This is a genomic window from Enterobacter sp. UPMP701 (assembly GCF_053709515.1).
Genome location: NZ_JBSKJN010000004.1, coordinates 51,849 through 66,180, shown reverse-complemented (window position 1 = coordinate 66,180; position 14,332 = coordinate 51,849). Strand labels below are relative to the sequence as shown.

General features: G+C 57.7%; 13 protein-coding genes. 11 read left to right on the top strand and 2 right to left on the bottom strand.

Annotated elements, in window-relative coordinates:
• Nucleotides 1-215 precede the first annotated feature (215 nt).
• The 3 genes from fadI (at nucleotide 216) to sixA (ending at nucleotide 4,368) form a co-directional block, all read left to right on the top strand.
• Nucleotides 216-1,526, top strand: coding sequence for an acetyl-CoA C-acyltransferase FadI (fadI, locus tag ACWKXT_RS11850; RefSeq protein WP_454529013.1), 1,311 nt, complete (start codon nucleotides 216-218; stop codon nucleotides 1,524-1,526).
• Complete coding sequence (fadJ, locus tag ACWKXT_RS11845) at nucleotides 1,526-3,673, top strand: fatty acid oxidation complex subunit alpha FadJ (protein WP_454532506.1); 2,148 nt, start codon at nucleotides 1,526-1,528, stop codon at nucleotides 3,671-3,673. Before fadI ends, fadJ begins: the two co-directional genes overlap by 1 nt.
• Nucleotides 3,674-3,882: 209 nt before the next feature.
• Nucleotides 3,883-4,368, top strand: a complete 486-nt coding sequence (sixA, locus tag ACWKXT_RS11840; protein WP_003861375.1) for a phosphohistidine phosphatase SixA — start codon at nucleotides 3,883-3,885, stop codon at nucleotides 4,366-4,368.
• A gap of 46 nt (nucleotides 4,369-4,414) precedes the next feature.
• Here the strand turns inward: sixA and smrB are convergent, their stop codons facing one another.
• Complete coding sequence (smrB, locus tag ACWKXT_RS11835; protein WP_032646638.1) at nucleotides 4,415-4,966, bottom strand: endonuclease SmrB; 552 nt, start codon at nucleotides 4,964-4,966, stop codon at nucleotides 4,415-4,417.
• A gap of 145 nt (nucleotides 4,967-5,111) precedes the next feature.
• On the opposite strand from smrB, the gene prmB reads away from it, so the two are divergent.
• The 6 genes from prmB to ACWKXT_RS11805 are packed head-to-tail and all read left to right on the top strand — an operon-like array spanning nucleotide 5,112 to nucleotide 9,660.
• Entirely contained in the window at nucleotides 5,112-6,044 is a 933-nt protein-coding gene (gene prmB, locus ACWKXT_RS11830; protein ID WP_023312578.1) for a 50S ribosomal protein L3 N(5)-glutamine methyltransferase, read from the top strand.
• Nucleotides 6,045-6,104: 60 nt separating this feature from the next.
• Nucleotides 6,105-7,190, top strand: a complete 1,086-nt coding sequence (gene aroC, locus ACWKXT_RS11825) for a chorismate synthase (RefSeq protein ID WP_454529011.1) — start codon at nucleotides 6,105-6,107, stop codon at nucleotides 7,188-7,190.
• Between the two features lie 2 nt (nucleotides 7,191-7,192).
• On the top strand, nucleotides 7,193-8,017 hold the full coding sequence (mepA, locus tag ACWKXT_RS11820; protein ID WP_454529010.1) for a penicillin-insensitive murein endopeptidase: 825 nt from the start codon (nucleotides 7,193-7,195) through the stop codon (nucleotides 8,015-8,017).
• The gene (locus ACWKXT_RS11815) at nucleotides 8,017-8,826 is read left to right on the top strand and encodes a sulfite exporter TauE/SafE family protein (RefSeq protein WP_454529009.1); all 810 of its coding nucleotides are present in this window, start codon (nucleotides 8,017-8,019) and stop codon (nucleotides 8,824-8,826) included. Before mepA ends, ACWKXT_RS11815 begins: the two co-directional genes overlap by 1 nt.
• The gene (locus tag ACWKXT_RS11810; protein ID WP_045330974.1) at nucleotides 8,826-9,371 is read left to right on the top strand and encodes an elongation factor P hydroxylase; all 546 of its coding nucleotides are present in this window, start codon (nucleotides 8,826-8,828) and stop codon (nucleotides 9,369-9,371) included. The genes ACWKXT_RS11815 and ACWKXT_RS11810 overlap by 1 nt, the downstream gene beginning before the upstream one ends.
• A 13-nt stretch (nucleotides 9,372-9,384) precedes the next feature.
• Nucleotides 9,385-9,660: a YfcL family protein gene (locus ACWKXT_RS11805; protein WP_028013966.1), complete on the top strand. Its 276-nt coding sequence runs from the start codon at nucleotides 9,385-9,387 to the stop codon at nucleotides 9,658-9,660.
• Nucleotides 9,661-9,713: 53 nt separating this feature from the next.
• On the opposite strand, the gene mnmC is transcribed toward ACWKXT_RS11805, so the two are convergent.
• Nucleotides 9,714-11,711, bottom strand: coding sequence for a bifunctional tRNA (5-methylaminomethyl-2-thiouridine)(34)-methyltransferase MnmD/FAD-dependent 5-carboxymethylaminomethyl-2-thiouridine(34) oxidoreductase MnmC (gene mnmC, locus ACWKXT_RS11800; protein WP_454532505.1), 1,998 nt, complete (start codon nucleotides 11,709-11,711; stop codon nucleotides 9,714-9,716).
• 157 nt (nucleotides 11,712-11,868) lie between these two features.
• Between mnmC and fabB the strand changes: the two genes are divergently transcribed.
• Together fabB and ACWKXT_RS11790 are read left to right on the top strand one after the other, a co-directional pair.
• Nucleotides 11,869-13,086: a beta-ketoacyl-ACP synthase I gene (gene fabB, locus ACWKXT_RS11795; protein WP_028016207.1), complete on the top strand. Its 1,218-nt coding sequence runs from the start codon at nucleotides 11,869-11,871 to the stop codon at nucleotides 13,084-13,086.
• A gap of 67 nt (nucleotides 13,087-13,153) precedes the next feature.
• On the top strand, nucleotides 13,154-14,332 hold the full coding sequence (locus tag ACWKXT_RS11790; RefSeq protein WP_454532504.1) for an arabinose transporter: 1,179 nt from the start codon (nucleotides 13,154-13,156) through the stop codon (nucleotides 14,330-14,332).

The following is a 14,332-nucleotide window of genomic DNA, read 5'->3' as shown; positions in this document are numbered from 1 at the left end:
GCCCAACCCTCTCCCACGGGAGAGGGCGCAAACACTAAAAACGGTAACCTATGGGTTACCGTTTTGCTTTTACCTCGGGGCATTTTCTTTTTCTTCTCTGTGTTTTACCTCGCATTTTTATGCTTCCCTGATTGGCTGAATGTAAAAAAATGGTTAAGACTGTTATCAGGTCAGACCACTTTATTTTCATGTAAAATTTTTCACAGGGGAAGGTTATGAGTCAGGCATTACCGCTAATCACCCGACAAGGTGACCGCATTGCCATTGTCAGCGGACTGCGTACGCCGTTTGCGCGTCAGGCGACGGCGTTTCACGGTATACCGGCCGTCGATCTGGGAAAAATGGTAGTGGGGGAGATGCTGGCTCGCAGCGAAATTCCGCCTGAGGTCATCGAACAACTGGTCTTCGGCCAGGTCGTGCAGATGCCTGAAGCCCCCAACATTGCGCGGGAAATCGTCCTCGGTACCGACATGAACGTTCACACCGATGCCTACAGCGTCAGCCGCGCGTGCGCGACCAGCTTCCAGGCGGTCGCAAACGTGGCGGAAAGCCTGATGGCGGGTACCATTCGCGCCGGGATCGCAGGTGGGGCGGATTCTTCCTCCGTGCTGCCGATTGGCGTCAGTAAAAAGCTGGCGCGCATCCTGGTGGATGCCAACAAAGCCCGCACCACCGGTGCGAAGCTTAAACTCTTCTCGCGTTTACGTCTGCGTGACCTCATGCCCGTGCCACCTGCCGTAGCGGAATACTCCACCGGCCTGCGCATGGGCGACACCGCTGAGCAGATGGCGAAAACCTACGGTATTACCCGCGAGCAGCAGGACGCGCTGGCACATCGTTCGCATCAGCTGGCAGCGAAAGCCTGGTCTGACGGCAAACTGACCGACGAGGTTATGACCGCCTATATACCTCCTTATCGCGAACCTCTGGCAGAAGACAATAATATTCGTGGCACCTCAACGCTGGCGGATTACGCCAAACTGCGTCCGGCTTTTGACCGCAAGCACGGCACCGTGACGGCGGCCAACAGCACGCCGCTGACCGATGGTGCTGCTGCGGTGATCCTGATGACGGAGTCGCGTGCAAAAGAGCTGGGCATCACGCCGCTGGGCTATTTGCGCAGCTATGCCTTTACCGCCATTGATGTCTGGCAGGACATGCTGTTAGGTCCGGCGTGGTCCACGCCGCTGGCGCTGGATCGTGCGGGCCTGACGTTGGCCGATTTAACCCTGATTGATATGCACGAAGCCTTTGCCGCACAAACTCTGGCAAACGTCCAGCTGCTGGCAAGCGAGCGTTTTGCACGAGACGTGCTGGGCCGCGCCCATGCTACCGGCGAAGTGGATCAGAGCAAATTCAACGTGCTGGGTGGCTCGATCGCCTATGGTCATCCGTTTGCAGCCACGGGCGCGCGAATGATCACCCAAACATTACACGAACTCCGTCGCCGTGGCGGCGGGTTTGGCCTTGTCACCGCCTGTGCGGCGGGGGGCCTTGGCGCAGCAATGGTTCTGGAGGCTGAATAATGGATATGCCATCTGCATTTAATCTGACGGTTCGCCTCGATAACGTCGCGGTTATCGCTATTGATGTGCCTGATGAAAAGATGAATACCCTGAAGGCTGAATTCGGCACTCAGGTTCGCGCCATGCTCAAGCAGATCCGCGAAAATAAAGCGATCCGTGGCCTGGTCTTTATCTCGGCCAAGCCGGATAACTTTATTGCCGGGGCCGATATCAACATGATCGCCCGAGCGCAAAGCGCGCAGGAAGCTGAAGATCTGGCGCGTCAGGGACAGCAGGTGATGGCGGAGATCAACGCCCTGCCGATCCCGGTTATTGCCGCGATCCACGGTGCTTGTCTGGGCGGCGGGCTGGAGCTGGCGCTGGCCTGTCATAGCCGCATCTGTACCGACGATGCGAAAACTGTTTTAGGCTTGCCTGAAGTGCAGCTCGGCCTGCTGCCTGGCTCCGGCGGAACGCAACGTCTGCCGCGCCTGGTGGGCGTCAGCACGGCACTTGAGATGATCTTAACCGGCAAGCAGCTTCGCGCCCGTCAGGCGCTAAAGGCCGGTCTGGTCGATGACGTCGTACCGCATTCCATTTTGCTGGAGGCCGCCGTTGAGCTTGCGCTGAAAGGGCGTCAGGCAAGACGTCCTCTGCCGGTACGTGAGCGCGTGCTGGCCGGCCCGCTGGGGAGAACGCTCCTGTTCAACATGGTGGGCAAAAAGACCGAACAAAAAACCAAAGGCAATTACCCTGCGGCAAAACGGATCCTGGAGGTGATCGAAACCGGGCTGTCTCAGGGAAGCAGCAGCGGCTACGCCGCTGAAGCCAAAGCCTTTGGTGAACTGGCGATGACGTCGCAGTCTCAGGCATTGCGCAGCATCTTCTTCGCCAGCACGGATGTGAAAAAAGATCCCGGCAGTGACGCAGAGCCTGCACCGCTGCGCGCCGTTGGCGTGCTGGGCGGGGGGCTTATGGGGGGCGGTATTGCGTTTGTTACCGCCAGCAAAGGCAAATTACCCGTACGCATCAAAGACATCAACGCAAAGGGCATCAACCACGCGCTGCAGTACAGCTGGCAGAACCTTGATCAGAAGGTCAAACGCCGCCATATCAAGGCAAGCGAGCGTGATAAAACCCTGGCGATGATTTCCGGCACGACGGATTACAGCGGTTTTGCACACCGGGACCTGGTGATTGAAGCCGTGTTTGAAGATCTGGCGCTTAAGCAGCAGATGGTGGCTGAGGTGGAGCAACACTGCGCGGCGCACACCATTTTTGCCTCAAACACCTCGTCGTTACCGATTGGCGATATCGCGGCGAAAGCTGCTCGTCCGGAGCAGGTGGTAGGGCTGCACTTCTTTAGCCCGGTCGAAAAAATGCCGCTGGTGGAAGTTATTCCACACGCCACCACCAGCCCGCAAACCATCGCCACCGTGGTGAAGCTGGCGAAAAAACAGGGTAAAACCCCGATTGTGGTAGCGGACAAGGCTGGCTTCTACGTCAACCGTATTCTGGCACCGTATATCAACGAAGCCATGCGGCTGCTGACGGAAGGGGAGAAAATTGAGTACGTCGATGAGGCGTTAGTGAAGTTTGGCTTCCCCGTCGGCCCAATCCAACTTTTGGATGAGGTGGGAATCGACACCGGCACTAAAATTATACCTGTGCTGGAAGCGGCTTATGGCGAACGTTTTTCCCCGCCTGCAAATATTGTTTCCGCAATTTTGAAGGACGATCGCAAAGGCAGAAAAAATGAACGCGGTTTCTATCTTTACGGCGCGAAAGGGCGTAAAAGCAAGAAACAGGTCGACCCTTCGGTTTATGGGCTTATTTCGGCTACCGGCCAGGGGAAACTGTCTGCCGTTCAGTGCGCTGAACGCTGCGTCATGATGATGCTCAATGAAGCGGCGCGCTGCTTTGGTGAGCAGGTGATCAAGAGCGCACGCGATGGCGACATCGGTGCGGTGTTTGGTATTGGTTTCCCGCCGTTCCTTGGCGGCCCGTTCCGTTACATGGATACACTCGGCGCGGGTGAAGTGGTTGCCATTTTGCAACGTCTTGCCTCGCAGTACGGTCCGCGGTTTACACCGTGTGACGAATTATTGCAGATGGCGGAGCGGGGCCAGACATTTTGGCCTGCAAGGGAAACTGTCCTCGTAAGCTGAGGTCAAAGAAGGGTAAATCCTGAGGTGAATGAACCTGTTCTGGCGATTTTGTAAACAGAGATTGACTATACTTACGCCATTGAGGTAAAAAACAGCGTTTCATTCACCGAATGGATCAGGCACAATGCCCGGCCATCGGGTTTTCTACCTCAGAGCATTAATCGCGGGTAGTTAACGCCGGTGATTCTGGTTAACAAAAGCGGTGCAATATGCAAGTTTTTATCATGCGTCACGGCGACGCGGCACTCGATGCCGCCAGTGACTCAGTACGTCCTTTAACCGTCTGTGGCTGTGACGAATCCCGTCAGATGGCGACATGGCTTAAAGGTCAAAAAGTGGACATTGAACGCGTTCTGGTGAGTCCGTTCCTGCGTGCAGAACAGACGCTGGACGTGGTAGGGGAGTGTATGAACCTGCCATCCAGTGTGGATGTTCTTCCTGAACTGACGCCATGCGGTGATGTCGGTCTTGTCAGCGCATATCTTCAGGCGCTGTGCAATGAAGGTGTCGCTTCCGCACTGGTCATTTCCCACCTGCCGCTGGTTGGTTATCTGGTATCTGAACTGTGCCCGGGCGAAACGCCGCCTATGTTCACCACTTCTGCCATTGCCAACGTCACCCTCGACGAAACCGGCAAAGGGGTCTTTAACTGGCAAATGAGTCCGTGCAACCTGAAGATGGCAAAAGCGATCTGACGTGACGTGCGATATGGCGGGGCGCGATGTGCTTCCCGCCGTTCTGTCAGGGCAACTCTGGCGGCTGCCACTCCTCAACTTCAATCAACACCAGCAATGCGGCATCGCCGCCGTACTCTTTGGGTGCCTGATGAAACGCCATCACGTGCGGGTGCTGAGCCAGCCACAGCGGTGTCTGTTGCTTAAGAATATGTTTGCCGTGGCCGTGCATCACGCAGGCGCAGAAAACATGCTCGCGACGACATGCGGCAATCAACGCCCCCAGCTCCTGTTTCGCCTGCATCTGCGTTAAACCGTGCAGATCGAGGAACAGCTCCGGCGAATAATCCCCGCGGCGTAACTTTTTCAGTTCAAAATGGCTGACGTCTTCGCGCACGTACTTCACAGCCCCTTGCGTGTTGAGTAGTGGCTGAAATTCATCTGAAAAATAGTGGCTGTTATCGGCCTGCTCCTGGAGCAGCCGTTTAACCGGAACTTCGCTGATTTTTTTACGCTGCGGACGGTGAACAATGGTGTCCTGCGTAATTTTACGCGTCCCGGTCATCAGCTGTCGGAAGAGAGCCTGATCCTCCTCGCTGAGCGATGTTTTCTTTTTCATTCGTCATTCTCATCTCGTATTTCCGATAGTGTACCCGACTAAACGCATTTTTTAACCTCAAGCGGTACGCGTCATTGCTGATTTATCGCCGTCTTCATGGCAAACTAGCCGCCGAAAATTATGCGAGCATGCCCTGGAGGAAAGAGTGGATAAAATATTTGTCGATGAAGCAGTAAACGAGCTGCATACCATACAGGACATGTTGCGCTGGTCGGTTAGCCGCTTCAGCGCCGCCAATATCTGGTACGGTCACGGTACCGACAACCCGTGGGATGAGGCTGTTCAGCTGGTGCTGCCGTCTCTTTACCTGCCGCTGGACATTCCGGAAGACATGCGCACCGCGCGCCTGACCTCCAGTGAAAAACACCGCATCGTTGAGCGCGTGATCCGCCGCGTGAATGAGCGCATTCCGGTTGCCTATCTGACCAACAAAGCCTGGTTTTGCGGTCACGAGTTTTACGTCGATGAACGCGTGCTGGTACCGCGCTCGCCGATTGGTGAGCTGATTAACAACCACTTTGAAGGCCTGATTAACCATCAGCCGCAGCACATTCTCGATATGTGTACCGGCAGCGGCTGTATCGCCATCGCCTGCGCGTACGCCTTCCCGGAAGCGGAAGTGGACGCGGTAGATATTTCCACCGACGCGCTCGCCGTGACCGAGCACAACATTGAAGAGCACGGCCTGATCCATCACGTTACGCCAATCCGCTCTGACCTGTTCCGCGACCTGCCGACGCTACAGTACGATCTGATCGTCACTAACCCGCCGTATGTCGATGCGGAAGACATGTCCGATCTGCCGAACGAATACCGTCACGAGCCGGAGCTGGGTCTGGCGTCAGGCTCAGACGGCCTGAAGCTGACCCGCCGTATTCTGGCCTGCGCGCCGGATTACCTGACCGACGATGGCGTTCTGATTTGTGAAGTGGGCAACAGCATGGTACATCTGATAGAGCAGTACCCGGATGTGCCGTTCACCTGGCTTGAGTTCGACAACGGCGGTGACGGCGTCTTTATGCTGACCAAAGCGCAGCTGCTCGACGCGCGCGAACACTTCAGCATCTATAAAGATTAATCCAGCGGGCTTCGGCCCGTTTCACAACGCTCAAACACAAACAACAACATCGGAGCCGTGATGGCAGGAAACAGTATTGGACAGTTATTCCGCGTGACCACTTTTGGCGAGTCGCACGGGCTGGCGCTGGGCTGTATCGTTGATGGCGTACCGCCAGGCATCGAACTGACCGAAGCCGATTTACAGCACGACCTCGACCGTCGTCGCCCGGGTACCTCTCGCTACACCACGCAGCGTCGCGAGCCGGACCAGGTTAAAATTCTCTCTGGCGTCTTTGAAGGCCGCACCACCGGGACCAGCATTGGTCTGCTGATCGAAAACACCGATCAGCGTTCTCAGGACTATGGTGCTATCAAGGACGTGTTCCGTCCTGGCCACGCTGATTACACCTACGAGCAAAAATATGGCTTTCGCGACTATCGCGGCGGCGGACGCTCTTCCGCGCGTGAAACTGCGATGCGCGTGGCGGCAGGGGCGATTGCTAAGAAATACCTGCAGCAGAAATTTGGCATCGTCATTCGCGGCTGTCTGACCCAGATGGGCGACATTCCGCTGGCGATCAAAGACTGGGACCAGGTCGAGCAAAACCCGTTCTTTTGCGCCGATGCGGACAAGCTTGAAGCGCTGGATGAACTGATGCGCGGCCTGAAAAAAGAAGGCGACTCCATTGGGGCGAAAGTCACCGTGGTGGCCGACGGCGTCCCGGCGGGCTGGGGCGAGCCGGTATTTGACCGTCTCGACGCTGACATCGCTCACGCGCTGATGAGCATCAATGCGGTGAAGGGCGTCGAAATTGGCGACGGTTTCGGCGTGGTGGCGCTTCGTGGCAGCCAGAATCGCGACGAAATCACGAAATCGGGCTTCCAGAGCAACCATGCGGGCGGCATTCTCGGCGGTATCAGCAGCGGACAGCAGATTATTGCCAACATCGCGCTGAAGCCGACCTCCAGCATTACCGTGCCGGGCCACACGATTAACCGCGATGGCGAAGAAGTTGAGATGATCACCAAAGGACGTCACGATCCGTGCGTGGGGATCCGCGCGGTGCCGATCGCAGAAGCGATGCTGGCGATCGTGCTGATGGATCACTTCCTGCGCCAGCGCGCGCAGAATGCGGATGTGACGACCACCATTCCACGCTGGTAAACATGAAAATAACCGCAATTGCTCTGCTGGCACTGCTTGCCAGTGGAGCCAGTCTGGCCGCCACGCCGTGGCAAAAAATCACCCATCCGGTGGCAGGGAGCGCGCAATCTATCGGCGCCTTCTCTAACGGCTGTATCGTCGGGGCACAGGAACTACCGCTGCAATCGGACACCTACCAGGTGATGCGCACTGACCAGCGTCGTTATTTCGGCCATCCGGATCTGGTGCTGTTCATCCAGCGTCTGGGAAATCAGGTGCATAACCTGGGGCTGGGCACGATGCTGATTGGCGACATGGGGATGCCTGCCGGCGGACGCTTCAACGGCGGGCACGCCAGCCACCAGACTGGACTGGATGTCGATATCTTCCTGCAGCTGCCGAAAACGCGCTGGACGTCTGCGCAACTGCTGAAACCGCAGGCGCTGGATCTGGTAGCGCGCGATGGCAAAAGCGTGGTGCCCTCGCTGTGGACGCGGGAGGTCTCCAGCATGATCAAGCTGGCGGCAGAAGATAACGACGTCACGCGGATTTTCGTTAACCCGGCCATCAAGCAGCAGCTCTGTCTGGATGCGGGAACCGACCGCGACTGGCTGCGCAAAGTGCGCCCGTGGTTCCAGCATCGTGCGCATATGCACGTTCGTCTGCGCTGCCCGGCGAACAGCCTGGAATGTGAAGATCAGCCGTTACCTCCGCCAGGCGATGGCTGTGGTTACGAACTGCAAAGCTGGTTTGAGCCGGCTAAACCTGGAACCTCTAAGCCTGAGAAGAAGACACCGCCTCCGTTGCCGCCTTCCTGCCAGGCGCTACTGGATGAGCATGTACTTTAATGGATAACTTCGTCGATCTGTTTATGGTGTCACCGCTGCTGCTGGTGGTGCTGTTCTTCGTGGCCATGCTGGCCGGTTTTATCGATGCGCTCGCGGGCGGCGGGGGGTTGTTAACCGTGCCCGCGCTGCTGGCGGCAGGCATGAGCCCGGCGCAGGCGCTCGCCACCAACAAGCTTCAGGCCTGCGGCGGCTCGCTCTCCGCGTCGCTCTACTTTATTCGTCGCAAGGTGGTAAGCCTTGCTGACCAGAAGCTTAATATTCTGATGACCTTTATCGGCTCGACGTCGGGTGCGCTGCTGGTTCAGCACGTGCAGTCTGATATTTTGCGCCAGATCCTGCCGATTCTGGTTATCTGCATTGGCCTGTACTTCTTGCTGATGCCCAGGCTCGGTGAAGAAGATCGCCAGCGTCGCCTGCACGGCCTGCCGTTTGCGCTGATTGCCGGTGGCTGCGTCGGCTTTTACGACGGTTTCTTCGGCCCGGGCGCAGGCTCATTTTACGCGCTGGCGTTCGTGACGCTGGCCGGGTTTAACCTCGCCAAATCCACCGCCCATGCCAAAGTACTGAACGCGACCTCAAACGTCGGCGGCCTGTTGCTGTTTATCATTGGCGGCAAGGTTATCTGGGCAACTGGCTTTGTGATGATGGCCGGGCAGTTTTTGGGCGCGCGTGCGGGCTCGCGCCTGGTATTAAGCAAAGGGCAAAAGCTGATCCGCCCGATGATTGTTGTCGTCTCGGCAGTGATGAGCGCCAAACTTCTTTATGACAGCCATGGACAGGAGATCCTCACCTGGTTGGGGATGAACTAATGAACAGTACGCATAAATACGAACAGCTGATTGAGATCTTTGACGGCTGTTTTGCTGATGATTTTAATACCCGTCTGATTAAAGGCGACGACGAACCGATCTATCTTCCTGCTGATGCCGAGGTTCCGTATAACCGCATTGTGTTTGCACACGGCTTTTACGCCAGCGGCTTGCACGAGATTTCACACTGGTGCATCGCGGGGAAAGCCCGGCGCGAGCTGGTGGACTTCGGCTACTGGTACTGCCCGGACGGGCGTGACGCCGCAACCCAGGGCCAGTTTGAGGATGTCGAAGTGAAGCCACAGGCGCTGGAATGGCTGTTCTGCGTGGCTGCAGGCTTCCCGTTCAACGTGAGCTGTGACAACCTCGAAGGCGACTTCGAGCCAGACCGTATCGTTTTCCAGCGCCGCGTGCATGCGCAGGTGATGGAATATCTTGAGAAAGGCATCCCGGAACGTCCGGCGCGCCTGATTGAGGCTTTACAGAATTATTACCACACGCCGGAGATCACGGCGGAATGCTTCCCTTGGCCGGAAGATCTTTAACAGAGGAAAGAAGATGATCGCAGAATTTGAATCACGCATTCTGGCGTTAATTGATGACATGGTGGAACACGCCAGTGATGATGAGCTGTTCGCCAGCGGTTATCTGCGTGGTCACCTGACGCTGGCAGTCGCTGAGCTTGAAGCAGGTGACGATCACTCTGCCGACGCCGTTCACGCTGAAGTCACTCGCAGCCTGGAAAAAGCCATTCTGGCCGGGGAGCTCTCTCCGCGCGACCAGTCTCTGGTGCTGGGCATGTGGGACAATTTGTTCCAGCAGGCTAAACGCTAAGCCGCCGCTTACTCTTCCCTCTTCCCTTTGGGGAGAGGGGATTTGACCGCACCCTACTTAACCCTTTTCCCCTTCAGCAGCTTCCGTACCCACAGCCGATTCGGGTTCAGTCCTGCAAGCGTGGTTCTGTCCAGCGGAACAGGCTCGCCGCTCATTTGCGCGGCTAACACCTCTGCCAGCAGCGGCGCGGAGCACAATCCTCGCGACCCTAATCCGCCCAGCATGAACAGTTCCGGATAAACCGGGGCACTCACCGCCGTTTCCTTGTTTTCAGCCAGTTCATGATAGGCTTGAAGCGTTGCCTCATAGTCCGGCACGTTTCCCGCCATCGGCAGATGATCGCGGGTCGCACAGCGCACGCCGCAGCGCGCGTCACCCTCGCTGACGTCAACCTCTTTCGCCCACGCCGCCTCCGGGAAACAGTCAATCAGGCGCTGACGGTTTTGCTGCTGATCCTCGTCGCTGTAGCGCATATCCGTTACGCCACGATGATAGCTGGCGCCGATGCAGTGATGGCCGTTAGATGGGTTTTGCGGCGTCAGATACCCGTCATAGCACAGCACCTGTCGCAGCTTGCTCAGCTCGGGCGCAGTCGGGATATGGCTTACCTGGCCGCCGACCGGATAAACCGGCAACGTCTCTGTCTGGATAAACTGGCTGATGTTATGTCCGTTTGCCAGCACAACGCTGGCATGCTGCGCTGCTTTGCCATCAGCAAAATGCAGAGTCCACCGTTCTGACCGGCTAAGCGATTCAACCTTGTGGGCATAATGCACCGTCAGCCCGCGTGACTGCGCCAGGCTAATCGCCGCTGCGGTCAGTTCAGCCGGGCACAGCCAGCCGCCGAGCGGATACTGAATGCCGCCACAGCCGGAGTTCACGCCAGCGGTGTTTGCCACCTCCTGCGCGCTTACCTCGTGAGCAATCTCCTCCGGCAGACCCAGCGACAGCATCTGGGTGATTTTTTGCTGGCTCTTCTCATCCCAGCCAAGCTGCGTCACGCCGCACCAGTCATGGTCGAACGCCACCGGAAGGGCATCATACAGGCGACGAGCAAAGGTAAACGCCGCAGGGAAAAACTGGAACAGTGCCGGATCGTGCGCGCTTAAAAGCGGGTAAAGCGCGCCCTGACGGTTGCCGGAGGCCCCGCCGGCGGGCATCTCGTCAGCACAATAGAGCGTTACCTCCCAGCCACGATGCACAAGCGCGAGCGAGAGCAGGGCGCTGGCGATCCCCCCACCAACCATTGCCACTTCGCGCGATGCGCTCGCGCTGCGCGCAAACCAGGGGGCCTGAGCGGGAATATCCAGCGTCTGCTCCATCCTGCCGATCAGCATGTCGCGCTTGCGGCCAAAGCCTTTCATTTTCTGCATGGTAAAGCCCGCCTCCTGCAGCCCGCGGCGGACAAAACCTGCCGAGGTAAAGGTGGCAAGCGTTGCGCCAGGACGCGCCAGACGCGCCATTGCGCTAAACAGATGCTGGCTCCACATATCCGGATTTTTGGCGGGGGCAAAGCCGTCAAGGAACCACGCGTCCACCGTCTGATTCATCGAATCATCGAGCGTATCGGTCAGGTCATTGATGTCACCCAGCCATAAATCCAGCGTCACCCGTCCGCCGTCCAGAATCAGACGGTGGCAGCCGCCGATATGAGGCGGCCACTGCGCCTGAAGCTGTTCGGCCCAGACTGCAAGTTCCGGCCAGCGCTGATGGGCGAGCCGCAGATCGTGTGCGGTCAGCGGAAATTTTTCAAAACTGATGAAATGTAATCTTTGGAGCGTAGCCTCAGGGTGGGCAGCGTGAAACTGGTCAAACGCCAGCCAGAGGGTCAGAAAATTGAGCCCGGTGCCGAATCCGCTTTCCGCGACAACGAACAGTCTGCGCGGGTGCGCAGGGAAGCGGGTGCTGAGCTGGTTTCCGTCGAGGAAAACATAGCGGGTTTCTTCGAGTCCGTTATCATTAGAAAAATAGACGTCATCAAAATCTCGGGAAACAGGTGTACCCTCAGCGTTGAATTCGAGGTTGGCGGGTTGTATAGCGTTTTGTTTCACGTAAGTTACTCGTCTGACAGGCAGTGGCACGATCTTAACGATGTGAGTCCATCGGTGCAAATTTCCGCAGAAAATGTCTGATCGGACTTGTTCGGCGTACAAGTGTACGCTATTGTGCGACTCGAAACTTTTATAGTGCGACTTACAGAGGTATTGAATGAAACGTGCAGTGATTACTGGCCTGGGCATCGTTTCCAGCATCGGTAATAACCAGCAGGAAGTCCTGGCATCTCTGCGTGAAGGACGCTCCGGGATCACTTTCTCTGAAGAGTTTAAAGATTCAGGTATGCGTAGCCACGTATGGGGTAACGTCAAACTGGACACCACCGGTTTGATTGACCGTAAAGTGGTTCGTTTCATGAACGATGCCTCTATTTATGCTTATCTCTCCATGCAGGAAGCGATCAAAGATTCTGGCCTGAGTGAAGAGGTTTATCAGAACAACCCGCGCGTGGGTCTGATTGCCGGTTCCGGCGGCTCATCAAAAGCGCAGGTATTCGGCGCTGACGCAATGCGTAGCCCTCGTGGCCTGAAAGCGGTTGGTCCGTACGTGGTCACTAAAGCCATGGGTTCTGCGGTTTCCGCGTGCCTGGCGACCCCGTTCAAAATCCACGGTGTGAACTACTCCATCAGCTCCGCGTGTGCAACTTCCGCACACTGTATCGGTAACGCGGTTGAGCAGATCCAGCTGGGTAAACAGGACATCGTATTTGCTGGCGGCGGCGAAGAGCTGGGCTGGGAAATGGCCTGTGAGTTCGACGCAATGGGCGCACTGTCCACCAAATATAACGAGACGCCAGACAAAGCCTCCCGTACCTATGACGCGCACCGCGACGGTTTCGTCATCGCAGGCGGCGGCGGTATGGTTGTGGTTGAAGAGCTGGAGCACGCGCTGGCACGCGGTGCGCACATCTACGCTGAAATCGTGGGCTACGGCGCCACGTCTGACGGCGCCGACATGGTTGCACCGTCCGGCGAAGGCGCAGTGCGCTGCATGAAGATGGCGATGCACGGCGTTGACACCCCAATCGACTACCTGAACTCCCACGGTACTTCTACTCCGGTAGGCGACGTGAAAGAGCTGGGTGCGATCCGTGAAGTGTTCGGCGACAACAGCCCGGCTATCTCTGCGACCAAAGCCATGACCGGCCACTCTCTGGGTGCGGCTGGCGTGCAGGAAGCGATCTACTCTCTGCTGATGCTGGAAAACGGCTTTATCGCGCCAAGCATCAACATCGAAGAGATGGACGAGCAGGCTGCTGGCCTGAACATCGTGACCAAACCAATGGACGCGACGCTGACCACGGTTATGTCCAACAGCTTCGGTTTCGGCGGCACCAACGCCACGCTGGTTATGCGCAAGCTGAAAGCATAAGCGTTTGAATGTATAATAGAAGGGAGCCGGAAGGCTCCCTTTTTTATGCCTGAACACGGAGTTATGCATGAAGGCTGTTATCCCCGAGAAGCGCACTCCTTCCGGGAACCTTTCCCTTTTCCGCATCGCCTTTGCGGTATTCCTGACCTACATGACCGTCGGGCTGCCGCTGCCGGTGATCCCGCTGTTCGTTCATCAGGAGCTGGGCTATGGCAACGCCATGGTCGGTATAGCGGTGGGCATTCAGTTTTTAGCCACGGTGTTAACCCGCGGTTACGCCGGTCGGCTGGCGGATCAGCACGGTGCAAAACGCTCGGCGTTGCAGGGCATGTTTGCCTGCGGGCTGGCAGGTGGCGCGTGGCTGCTGGCCGCTCTCCTGCCGGTCGATGCCGCGTATAAATTTGCGCTGCTGGTGCTGGGGCGTTTAATCCTTGGCTTTGGTGAAAGCCAGTTGCTGACCGGCACCCTGACCTGGGGAATGGGTCTGGTAGGGCCTGCGCGTTCCGGCAAAGTGATGTCCTGGAACGGCATGGCCATCTACGGCGCGCTGGCCGCAGGCGCACCGCTTGGGCTGCTCATCAATAGCCAGTTTGGATTTGCGGCGCTGGCCGCAACGACGATGGTGTTGCCGCTGCTGGCGTGGGCGTTTAACGGTTCGGTACGTAAGGTGCCCGCTCACAAAGGCGAGCGTCCTTCCCTGTGGAGCGTGGTGGGGCAAATCTGGCAGCCGGGACTCGGGCTGGCGCTGCAGGGCGTAGGCTTCGCGGTGATTGGCACCTTCGTCTCGCTCTATTTTATGAGCCGCGGCTGGGCGATGGCGGGCTTTACGCTCACCGCCTTTGGCGGCGCGTTTGTGCTGATGCGCGTCCTGTTCGGCTGGATGCCGGATCGCTTTGGCGGCGTGAAGGTGGCGGTAGCGTCACTGGTGATTGAAACCATTGGGCTGGTGCTGCTCTGGCAGGCACCGGTCGCCTCCGTTGCGCTGCTGGGTGCGGCGCTTACCGGCTGCGGCTGCTCGCTGATCTTCCCGGCGCTGGGCGTGGAGGTAGTGAAACGCGTGGCCCCGCAGGTGCGCGGTACGGCGCTGGGCGGCTATGCGGCGTTTCAGGATATCTCATACGGGGTCACCGGGCCGCTGGCCGGGATGTTAGCCACCTCGTTTGGCTACCCGTCCGTCTTCCTGGCTGGTGCGGTTTCTGCGGTGGTGGGGATTGTGGTGACGCTGGTGGCGTTTCGCAGGACTTGA

Coding starts and splice junctions, on each gene's coding strand:
- smrB (WP_032646638.1), bottom strand. CDS start 4,966: ATGAAAAAGAAAACATCGCTCAGCGAGGAGGATCAGGCTCTCTTCCGA.
- fadI (WP_454529013.1), top strand. CDS start 216: ATGAGTCAGGCATTACCGCTAATCACCCGACAAGGTGACCGCATTGCC.
- mepA (WP_454529010.1), top strand. CDS start 7,193: ATGAAAATAACCGCAATTGCTCTGCTGGCACTGCTTGCCAGTGGAGCC.
- fabB (WP_028016207.1), top strand. CDS start 11,869: ATGAAACGTGCAGTGATTACTGGCCTGGGCATCGTTTCCAGCATCGGT.
- ACWKXT_RS11815 (WP_454529009.1), top strand. CDS start 8,017: ATGGATAACTTCGTCGATCTGTTTATGGTGTCACCGCTGCTGCTGGTG.
- sixA (WP_003861375.1), top strand. CDS start 3,883: ATGCAAGTTTTTATCATGCGTCACGGCGACGCGGCACTCGATGCCGCC.
- ACWKXT_RS11805 (WP_028013966.1), top strand. CDS start 9,385: ATGATCGCAGAATTTGAATCACGCATTCTGGCGTTAATTGATGACATG.
- ACWKXT_RS11790 (WP_454532504.1), top strand. CDS start 13,154: ATGAAGGCTGTTATCCCCGAGAAGCGCACTCCTTCCGGGAACCTTTCC.
- aroC (WP_454529011.1), top strand. CDS start 6,105: ATGGCAGGAAACAGTATTGGACAGTTATTCCGCGTGACCACTTTTGGC.
- ACWKXT_RS11810 (WP_045330974.1), top strand. CDS start 8,826: ATGAACAGTACGCATAAATACGAACAGCTGATTGAGATCTTTGACGGC.
- fadJ (WP_454532506.1), top strand. CDS start 1,526: ATGGATATGCCATCTGCATTTAATCTGACGGTTCGCCTCGATAACGTC.